Consider the following 8,128-nt stretch of genomic DNA (forward strand, 5'->3'; position numbering starts at 1 on the left):
AGGTCGGGTGGGGTTGGGGGTGGGGTAGCGGGCGCTTTCCTGGGTCCAGTCGAGGGTGCCGCGGACGGCGTCGGCGATGCCGTCGAGGTGGGTGGTGACCGCCGCGTCGAGGGCGGGGCCGAACGACGGTGCGGCCGCGCGCAGGGCCATGAACTGGTCCATCGTTGCCCGCCAGCGCTCGGCGACCAGGTCCACGGCGGTGTCCAGCGGCACCTTCCGCTCGGCGGCCACCGCCAGCACCAGGTTGTGCCCGCCCGAGGTGGCCCGGTCCCGCTCCAGCGACGCGAGGTCGTTGTACCAGGAGAGCAGGTCGTTGCCGAGTTCGCCGATCCGGCGCAGCGACGGGTGGTGGTAGACCGGGTCCGGCAACGGCCGCCCGGTGGCGAACTCGATCAGCGGGTACGAGACGTACGCCGCCGACGTGGCCCGGCGCAGCTCGACGTACTCGGCCACCGAGGGCGGCCGGCCGAGGTCCTTGGCGACCGACTCCCGCCACGTGCCGTCCAGGTGGTGGTCGACCGCGTCGGCGAAGCGCAGCCGCCAGCGGGCCGGCATCCGGCGGCGGGGCACCCGCCAGGCCTCCACCAGCAGCCGGCGCAGCGGCCCGCCGAACCCGGGGTGCCGGCCGCGCGGGCCCTCCCGCAGCAGGCTCGACACCCCGGCCCGCAGCGCCCTGATCTGCTCCGGGGTGAGCCGGTCCGGCCCGTCGCAGGCGTCGTCGACGAGGAAGAACCAGGTGAAGAGGGTGGCCAGGGTACGCAGGTCCGGCTCGGTGGCGTCCGGGTAGAGCCGGCCCGCGTACCGGGCGAAACCGGCCCGGTCCAGCCGCTTGCGGGCGGCGTCGTCCAGCGGCATGCCCAGGCGGGGCAGCCGGTCCAGCAGCCAGTCCTGCACCTGCTCCGCATGCGGCGAGAGCCGGGGCGGGATCGGGCACGCGGCCCGCAACGACCGGAGAACCTCCTCGACCATGTTCGATCCCTCCCGTGCGGCGTGGATCGCCGACGGCAGCATCGCAGGTCTGCTCCGCCACCGCCGTCCCGGCGGACGGCCGGGCACCCCGGCGACACGCCGCGCAGCGGTCGGACGGGGGTCGCCGGGCGGGGCGCTACGGCGACCAGGCAGGCTGGACGACATGCGCGAACCATGGGTGGTCGGGGTCTCCGGCGCGTCCGGCACGCCGTACGCGGCGGCGGTCGTCAACGGGCTGCTCGACGCGGGCGAGCCGGTGGACCTGATCGTCACCCGGGCCGCCCGGCTGACCGTGCTGGACGAGACCGGCCGCCCGTTCCGGGACGGCCACTGGACCGAGGACCTGGCCGCCTGGCTGGGCCGCGACCTCGCCGACGCCGACGTGCGGCACTGGCCGGCGGGGGACATCGCGGCCGGCCCCAGCAGCGGCTCCTACCGGGTACGCGGGATGGCGGTGGTGCCGGCGAGCACGGCGGCCTGCGCGGGCATCGCGATCGGGCTCTCCAAGGATCTGTTGCAGCGCGCGGCCGAGGTCAACCTCAAGGAGCGCCGGCCGGTGGTGGTGGTGCCCAGGGAGACGCCGGTGACCCGTAGCCACCTGGAACATCTGATCGCGCTGCACGACGCCGGTGCGGTGGTGCTCCCGGCCAGTCCGGGCTTCTACGGCGCCGGGGCTGCGGCCACCGCGCAGCAGTTGGTCGACTTCGTGGCCGGCAAGGTGCTGGACGCGCTCGGCGTGCCGCACACGTTGTTCCGGCGGTGGTCGGGGCAGCTGGCCGCCGACCGGTCGTAGCGGAAGCGGAAACTCACCTCAGACGGGGCGCGGACCGGACCTGTCGGCCGGCCCGCGTATCCGTCTCGCACCATTCAGTACATGCCGGCGTTGGCCGGGCCCGGTCCGGTCGAGGCAGCGGGGCCGACATTTCGCGGCTTGCCCATGTCTTCCGCCTCGTCCAGCATGCCCTCCCCTTCCAGCAGGGCCCGCACCTCGGATTCCCGAAACCGGCGATGCCCGCCTGGAGTCCGGATGCTGCCGATCCGGCCGGCCGCCGCCCAACGCGTCACAGTCTTCGGGTCAACCCGAAACAACGCAGCGACCTCACCCGGTGTCAGCAGGCGATCTCCAGTGTCCACAGCCCCCTCCTCGCGTCGACGAAGCCCCCGGCTGAACACACTGCCCCCGGCCGGTGCGAGCCCAGAGCCGTCATGAGGGACGTATGGCAATTACAGCACCAGCGACATGGCCTGTCCGCCAAACGCGAAAAACGCACTGAGTGGGAAGTTAGTAAATGGTACCGGCGCGGAGCCCCTTTCACCGTCGGTCTGCGAACTGTGACGCCCTGTCATGTTCAACGGGTGCCGGGCGTCCGACGTTACGCCCGGGCAGCTAGGGTCACACTCCGTGGACGCCATCGACCTCAGCCTCGTCGACCTGCTGCGCGGCAACGCCCGCCTGTCGTACGCCGAACTCGCCCGGCAGGTCGGCCTCTCCGCCCCGGCCGTGCACGAGCGGGTCGGCAAGCTGGAGTCCGGCGGGGTGATCCGGGCGTACCGGGCGGAGGTGGAGCCGGAGGCGGTCGGGCTCGGTGTGACCGCGCTGATCGGCATCGTCGAGGACTCCGGCGGGGACGCCGAGGACGTGCTGGAGGCGTTCCGGCAGATGCCCGAGATCGAGTCCTGCTACTTCATGGCCGGGGTCGAGTCCTTCCTGCTCAAGGCGCGGGTCGGCACCATCGCGGAGCTGGAGCAGCTGATCGTGCGGCTCAACCGCACCCCGGGCGTGGCCTCCACCCGCACCGGCATCGCCCTGTCGACGAAGTGGGAGAACCGCCCGCAGCCGCTCGGGCCCCCCGGCACCTGACCGCCGGGGGTCTGGCGCCGCCCGCCCGACGGCGATACCTTGCGCCGATGACCACCCCCGTACGCGGCACCGCCGTGGTCACCGGCGCCGCCGGTGGACTGGGCCGGGCCATCGCCGCCGCGCTGCACGCCGACGGCTGGGCCGTACTCCTGACCGACCTGGACGCCGACGCGGCCGCCACCGCCGCCGCGCCGCTCGGGGGCTGGTCCCGGGCGCTGGACGTGCGCGACGAGGCCGCCTGCGCCGAGGTCGCCGCCGAGGCGGCCGGGGCGAGCCCCGACGGGCTCGGACTCTGGGTCAACAACGCCGGCATCCTGGTCACCGGGCCGTCCTGGGAGCACGACGCGGCGACCCGGCGCCGGGTGGTCGAGGTGAACGCGCTCGGCGCGATGACCGGCACGCTCGCCGCGCTGGCCGTGATGCGCGCCCAGGGGCACGGGCACGTGCTCAACGTCGTCTCTCTCGCCGGCCTGATCGCCGCGCCCGGCGAGACCGTCTACGCGGCCAGCAAGCACGCGCTGCTGGCGTTCAGCCTCGGTACCCTGGCCGACCTGCGGATGGCCGGCCTGGCGGACGTACACGTGTCGTGCCTCTGCCCGGACGGGATCTGGACGCCGATGCTGCACGACCGGCTCGACGACCCGGGGGCGGTGGCCTCCTTCACCGGGACGCTGCTGACGCCGGAGCGGGTCGCGGCCCGGGCCGCCCGGCTGGCCCGCCGCCCCCGCCCGGTGGTCAGCCTGCCGCGCTGGCGCGGCACGCAGGTACGTCTGCTGGACGCGCTGCCCCGGCTGGCGATCGCGCTGACCCCGCTGGTCCGGGCCGCCGGGCGGGCCGGGCAGCGCCGGCAGCGACGCCGGGTCGGGCCGGACGGGAGCTGAGCTCGCTTGTAACGTTGCGGCGTGACTCATCTCGACCGGTGCGACGAGGCCAGCCGGACGTGGGTGACCGAGGCGATCGCCGCGGTCGAGGCGGACGCCAACCGCTCCGCCGACACCCACCTGCTGCCCTTCCCGCTGCCTCGGGCGTGGGGGATCGACCTCTACCTCAAGGACGAGTCGGTCCACCCCACCGGCTCCCTCAAGCACCGGCTGGCCCGCTCGCTCTTCCTCTACGGGCTCTGCAACGGCTGGATCGGCCCGGACACCACGATCATCGAGGCGTCCTCCGGCTCCACGGCGGTCTCCGAGGCGTACTTCGCCCGGATGCTGGAGCTGCCCTTCGTCGCGGTGATGCCGGCCTCCACCTCGCCCGAGAAGATCGCCCAGATCGAGTTCCAGGGCGGGCGCTGCCACCTGGTCGAGGACCCGGCCAAGGTGGTGATCGAGGCGCGCTGGCTGGCCGAGGACAGTGGCGGGCACTTCATGGACCAGTTCACCTACGCCGAGCGGGCCACCGACTGGCGGGGCAACAACAACATCGCCGAGTCGATCTACGCGCAGCTGGAGCTGGAGCGGCACCCGATCCCGGCGTGGGTGGTGGTGGGCGCGGGCACCGGCGGTACCAGCGCCACCATCGGCCGGTACGCCCGCTACCGGCGGCTGCCCACCAAGCTCTGCGTGGTCGACCCGGAGAACTCGGCGTTCTACCCGGCCTGGCAGGCCGCCGACTGGTCGGTGCGCACCGGTCGCGGCTCGCGGATCGAGGGGATCGGCCGGCCGACGGTCGAGGCGTCCTTCCTGCCCTCGGTGGTGGACCGGATGACCCAGGTCCCCGACGCGGCCTCGCTGGCCGCCATGCGCGCCGGGTCGGCCGTGCTCGGCCGCCGGGTCGGCGGCTCCACCGGCACCAACCTCTGGGGCGCCTTCGGGCTGATCGCCGAGATGCTCGCCGCCGGGCGGACCGGCTCGGTGGTCACCCTGATCTGCGACGCCGGCGACCGGTACGCCCACACCTACTACGACGACGGCTGGGTGGCGGCGCAGGGGCTGGACCTCGACCCGCACCTGGCCACCGTCGAGCGGTTCCTCACCACCGGCGCGTGGCCGGCCTGAGCCGGGCGGCTCAGCGGGCGTCGGCCCGCTCGGCCAGCCCGGGATAGCGCAGCACCAGGCCGTCGGCGTCGAGCACGATGTCGGCGCGGAAGGTGTCGGCGGCGAACCGGACCCGCCCCGGCCCGAGCGGGGTGTAGACCTGCTCGGCGGGGACCACCTCCAGGCTCGGCAACCGCACCCAGGCCACGGTCACCGTGTGCGCGAGGTCCGGCGCGCCCGTGGTCAGCCCCAGCCGCCGGATCGGCAGGGTGTTGAAGAGCGGCGAGCCGCTCAGGTCGACGTCGAGGGCGTCGTGCAGCCGGTCCGGGTCCTCGGCGCCGGGCAGTCCGGCCGGCGGGTGCCCGGCGGCCCGCAGCGCCGCGTCCAGGTCGCCCTGCTCGGCGGTGGTCACCCGCCACCCGTCCGCGCGGCGCTCCAGCCGTACGTTCCGCGACCAGCCCGCCCCCTCGACCGCCACGTGCAGCGAGGTGGTGGCCCCGTCCGCCCCGGCGGTCAGCTGGTAGCGGCACGTCCAGGGGACGGGCTCGACCGCGACCTGGGTGCCGTGCGCGACGAAACCGGGGCCGTCGTCGAGGACGGCGTGCTCGGCGCCCGCGACGTCCGTCCGGCTCCAGAAGAGTGACCTCGGCATGATGCGGACGTTACGCCAGCCGGCCGAGGTCGGCAGCGCATGCGGAAACGCCGCCGCGGAGCGCGAGCTCCGCGGCGGCGTGCCGGGTGGTCGGGTGGATCAGTGGGTACGCGCCGGCGGCCGGCCGCCGAAGCCACGCCGCTCGCCCTGCGGCCGGTCGTCCCGGCCCCGCCCCTCGGAGCGGAACCCGCCCCGGCGGTCGGTGCCGCGCTGCTCGCCGCCGAAGCGCCGCTCGCCCTGCGGCCGGTCGCCGAAGCTCCGCTCACCGGTCGGGCGGTCGCCGAAGCGCTCGCCACGGTCGCCGTAGCGGCCCTCGCCGGCCGGACGGTCGGTGCGGTCGCCGAAGCCCCGCTGGCCGCGCTCGCCGTACGAGCGGTCGCCGGTCGGCCGGTCACCACGGCCGTCGAAGCGCCGCTCACCCCGGTCGCCGAAGCTCCGCTCACCGGTCGGGCGGTCGCCGAAGCGCTCGCCGCGTCCGTCGTAGCGGCGCTCGCCCTGCGGGCGGTCGCCGTAGGAGCGCTCGCCCTGCGGGCGGTCGCCGTAGGAGCGGCGCTCACCGAAGCGCTCGCCGCGTGCCTCACGGTCGCCGAAGCGGCGCTCCCCGGTCGGCCGGTCGCCGTAGCGGCGCTCGCCGGTCGGGCGGTCGCCGTAGCGGCGCTCGCCCCGGTCCGGGCGGTCGCCGTAGCGGCGCTCGCCGGTCGGGCGGTCGCCGAAGCGGCGCTGCCCGCCGGGACGGCGCGACTCGGGCTCCTCGCGCACCGGGACGCCGCTCGGCTCGCGGGCACCGGTCAGCTCGGCCAGCGTCGGGTCACCGGCGCGCACCCGGGTCTCGGCCGGCGCGACGCCGGCCTTCTCCATCATGGCCAGGGTGGTGCGGCGCTGCTTCGGTAGCACCAGGGTCGCCACCGCGCCGGACTCGCCGGCCCGGGCGGTACGCCCCGCGCGGTGCAGGTAATCCTTCGGGTCCTTCGGCGGGTCGATGTGCAGCACCAGGGTGACCCCGTCGACGTGGATGCCCCGGGCGGCCACGTCCGTGGCGACCAGGACGTTCATCCGGCCCTCGCGGAACTCGGCGAGCGTCTTGGTGCGCATCCGCTGGGTCTTGCCGCCGTGCAGGCCGCCGGCCCGTACGCCCACCGCGGCGAGCTGCTCCACCAGCCGGTCCACCCCGAGCTGGGTACGCGCGAAGAGCATGGTCCGGCCGGACCGGGCCGCGATCGACGCCGCCACCGCGAACTTGTCGTGCGGCGGGATCAGCAGCATGTGGTGGTCCATGGTGGACACCGAAGCGGTCGACGGGGCGGTCGAGTGGGTCACCGGGTCGTTCATGAACCGCTTGACCAGCGAGTCGACGTCACCGTCCAGGGTGGCCGAGAAGAGCAGCCGCTGGCCGTCCGCCGGGGTCTTCGCCAGCAGCTCGGTCACCTCGGGCAGGAAGCCCATGTCGGCCATCTGGTCGGCCTCGTCGAGGACGGTCACCTCGACGTCGTCCAGGTTGCAGACGCCCCGGTTGATCAGGTCGCCGAGCCGGCCCGGGGTGGCCACGACGATCTCCACGCCACGACGCAGCGCGTCGATCTGCCGGTCGTACGGGACACCGCCGACGGCGGTCTTCAGGAAGATGCCGACGGCCTTGCCGAGCGGCATCAGGGCGTCGTTGACCTGCATGGCGAGTTCCCGGGTGGGGACCAGCACCAGGGCCCGGGGGTGCAGCGGACGCGCCCGGTTGCGGTCGGCGAGCCGGGCGATCAGCGGCAGCCCGAAGGCGAGGGTCTTGCCGGAGCCGGTCTGGCCCCGGCCGAGCACGTCCCGGCCGGCGAGGGCGTCGGGCATGGTGGCGCGCTGGATCTCGAACGGGGTGGTGATGCCCTGCCGGGCGAGCGCCTCGACCAGCGGCCGGGGCAGGCCCAGGTCGGCGAAGGTCACGTCGGCGACGGGGGCGTCGCCTTCGGTCTGGTCGAGGACGGACGGAGTGGTGCCGGGGTCAACAGAGATGGTCAAGAAATGCCTTTCGAGCGGGGCGCATCTTCGCGATGGCCCGCTGCGGCTGCACGCCGCCGAATCGCCCGCAAGATCGCCCATGGGCGCGCACCACGCGCGCCAGGTCAATGATCTCTACCAGTGTACGGCGGCCCGGCGAGGCCGCCAGTCGATCGCGAGGGGGTAGTGGGCGGGCTCACCCCCGCCCGGCGTACGCCCCGCCACGGCGGGCGGGGCGCGGCCCGGTCCGGCTCACTTGCTCAGGATGCTGCCCACCAGCCCGTCCATGGCGTCGTTGGCGAGCAGGACGACCAGCACGCTGATCGCCACCAGCAGCCCCAGGGAGGCGGCCAGGACGACCACCACCCGGGTCGTACGGGACCGTTCGGTCGGCGTGTCGGCCCAGCCCTGGGCCAGGATGTGGCCGGTCAGCGAGCCGGAGTTCTCCAGCGGGTTGCCAGCCGGGAAGGAGACCGTCGCGAAGCCGGGCCCCTCGGTGCCGCCGTAGACGGTGCTGGCCAGGTCCGGCCCGCCCCGGTAGGGCGTACCGGGCCGGGCGGAGCCCCCGGCGGCGGGGGTGCCCCAGGCGGGGCGCTGGACGGCCGGCGCGGCCGACGGCGGCGGGACCGGTGTGGCCGGCGGGACCACCGTGGCGGGCGGGGCCGAGGCGGGCGCGGTGGCGCGGGCGGGCGG

General features: G+C 75.0%; 8 protein-coding genes and 1 pseudogene. 4 read left to right on the plus strand and 5 right to left on the minus strand.

What is annotated here, in order from left to right:
- A partial coding sequence (locus ACSNN7_RS27920; protein ID WP_436684042.1) for a terpene synthase family protein occupies positions 1-969 on the minus strand: 969 nt, incomplete at its 3' end.
- Positions 970-1,132: 163 nt separating this feature from the next.
- Here ACSNN7_RS27920 and ACSNN7_RS27925 point away from each other — a divergent pair.
- Positions 1,133-1,762 carry a UbiX family flavin prenyltransferase gene (locus ACSNN7_RS27925; RefSeq protein ID WP_436684043.1) on the plus strand — a complete coding sequence of 210 codons (630 nt, stop codon included), beginning with the start codon at positions 1,133-1,135 and terminating at the stop codon, positions 1,760-1,762.
- Positions 1,763-1,836: 74 nt separating this feature from the next.
- On the opposite strand, the gene ACSNN7_RS27930 is transcribed toward ACSNN7_RS27925, so the two are convergent.
- The gene (locus ACSNN7_RS27930; protein ID WP_334452084.1) at positions 1,837-2,103 is read right to left on the minus strand and encodes a BldC family transcriptional regulator; all 267 of its coding nucleotides are present in this window, start codon (positions 2,101-2,103) and stop codon (positions 1,837-1,839) included.
- A 268-nt stretch (positions 2,104-2,371) separates the two neighbouring features.
- Here ACSNN7_RS27930 and ACSNN7_RS27935 point away from each other — a divergent pair, with 268 nt between their 5' ends.
- From ACSNN7_RS27935 to ACSNN7_RS27945, 3 genes are read left to right on the plus strand one after another with little or no spacing between them, the layout of a single operon-like run.
- The gene (locus ACSNN7_RS27935) at positions 2,372-2,830 is read left to right on the plus strand and encodes an Lrp/AsnC family transcriptional regulator (protein ID WP_334452085.1); all 459 of its coding nucleotides are present in this window, start codon (positions 2,372-2,374) and stop codon (positions 2,828-2,830) included.
- A gap of 47 nt (positions 2,831-2,877) precedes the next feature.
- A complete protein-coding gene (locus ACSNN7_RS27940; protein WP_436684044.1) occupies positions 2,878-3,711 on the plus strand; it encodes an SDR family NAD(P)-dependent oxidoreductase in 834 nt (277 codons plus the stop codon).
- Between the two features lie 21 nt (positions 3,712-3,732).
- Positions 3,733-4,824 carry a PLP-dependent cysteine synthase family protein gene (locus ACSNN7_RS27945; RefSeq protein ID WP_436684045.1) on the plus strand — a complete coding sequence of 364 codons (1,092 nt, stop codon included), beginning with the start codon at positions 3,733-3,735 and terminating at the stop codon, positions 4,822-4,824.
- A gap of 10 nt (positions 4,825-4,834) precedes the next feature.
- Here ACSNN7_RS27945 and ACSNN7_RS27950 read toward each other — a convergent pair whose 3' ends face one another.
- The 3 genes and pseudogenes from ACSNN7_RS27950 to ACSNN7_RS27960 all read right to left on the minus strand — a co-directional run.
- Entirely contained in the window at positions 4,835-5,455 is a 621-nt protein-coding gene (locus tag ACSNN7_RS27950; protein ID WP_436684046.1) for a putative glycolipid-binding domain-containing protein, read from the minus strand.
- A 99-nt stretch (positions 5,456-5,554) separates the two neighbouring features.
- A complete protein-coding gene (locus ACSNN7_RS27955; RefSeq protein WP_436684047.1) occupies positions 5,555-7,456 on the minus strand; it encodes a DEAD/DEAH box helicase in 1,902 nt (633 codons plus the stop codon).
- A gap of 231 nt (positions 7,457-7,687) precedes the next feature.
- Positions 7,688-8,128: pseudogene (locus tag ACSNN7_RS27960) on the minus strand (hypothetical protein); the annotation flags it as partial.

This window comes from Micromonospora sp. URMC 105, assembly GCF_051386295.1.
Taxonomy (GTDB): domain Bacteria; phylum Actinomycetota; class Actinomycetes; order Mycobacteriales; family Micromonosporaceae; genus Micromonospora.